This window comes from Kitasatospora sp. NPDC007106 (assembly GCF_040634455.1).
GTDB classification, from domain to species: Bacteria; Actinomycetota; Actinomycetes; order Streptomycetales; family Streptomycetaceae; genus Kitasatospora; species Kitasatospora arboriphila.
On the sequence record NZ_JBEYFP010001404.1, the window covers coordinates 1 to 1,127 of the forward strand.

At 73.5% G+C, this 1,127-nt stretch carries 2 protein-coding genes; both read left to right on the top strand.

The window, feature by feature from the left end; translation table 11 throughout:
* Nucleotides 1-273: hypothetical protein (locus ABZ641_RS38830; RefSeq protein ID WP_359989410.1), on the top strand; the 273-nt coding region annotated here is incomplete at its 5' end.
* Nucleotides 274-310: 37 nt separating this feature from the next.
* Complete coding sequence (locus ABZ641_RS38835; protein WP_344627147.1) at nucleotides 311-970, top strand: TetR/AcrR family transcriptional regulator; 660 nt, start codon at nucleotides 311-313, stop codon at nucleotides 968-970.
* Nucleotides 971-1,127: the final 157 nt, after the last annotated feature.

Genomic DNA, 1,127 nt, shown 5'->3' on the forward strand with positions numbered 1-1,127 from the left:
ACGCCCGGTGTGGTCACCGGGCGGCCGAGGCTCCAGGTGAGCGCGGTGCCCCTGGAGGGGACGCGCCAGCTGGCCGTCGAATGGACGGTGAACGGCGGCCGGACCGCGGGCCTGGCTGCCGACGTCCTTCCGCCGCCGCCCCGCGGCCACTGCGTCTCCTCGACGGAGGAGCCCGGCCGCTGGACGGCCGAACGCGTCGCCCGCGCCGCCCGGGCCGTGGTGGCCGCGCTCGTCGACGACCGAGAGGCCGTCCGACCGCCGCACCGCACTTGATTCGCGCGTGGAATGCCCGATACGGCACAGTGATCCCATGAAGGCGCAGACGGGGACAGACCACCGGCCGCCGTCCGGGGCGGTCCGGCGCCGGCCCGTCCAGCAGCGCAGCCAGGAACGCTACGAGCGGCTGCTGGACGCCTGCGCGGGCCTGCTCGACGAGGTCGGCCCGACGGCACTGACCACCAAGGAGGTGGCCCACCGGGCGCAGGTGCCGATCGGCACGCTGTACCAGTTCTTCTCCGGCAAGGAGAGCCTGCTGGGCGCCCTCGCCGAACGGAACCTGGACCGCTTCCTCTCCCGGCTGGCCGTCCGGATCGAAGCGGCGGCGCCGGTCGGCGTCCCCGGTTTCGTGGACCTCGCGGTGGACGAGTTCGTCGCGATGAAGCGCAGCGTCGCCGGCTTCGGCCACCTGGACTTCGGCCTGGTCGCCGCGGTGCCGGGCGATCTGCGGGACGACCGGCACCTGCTCGACCGGGACTTGGACAACAACGCGGCGGTCGCCGAGCGGATCGGCGCCCTGGGCGGCGAGCTGTTCGCCTACCCGGGCTTCGCGCTGGCGCTGCGGGTGGCGATGGAGTGCGCGGACGCCGTCCTCAAGGTGGCCTTCCGGGTGGACCCGGAGGGCGATCCCGCGCTGATCGGCGAGTGCAAGCGGCTGCTGCGCGGTTACCTGGCGGAGCGGCCCGCCGCCTGACCACGGGGGCGGCTGCTCGAACACGGGGTCGGCCGCCTGACCACGGAGCCGGCTGCCTGAACACGGAGACGGAAGAAGCGGATGCCCACCTCCGGCGAGGTGGGCAAACGCAGCCAGGTATTAGCGGTCACGATGCGAAGGGCAGTCTTTAGGAGAG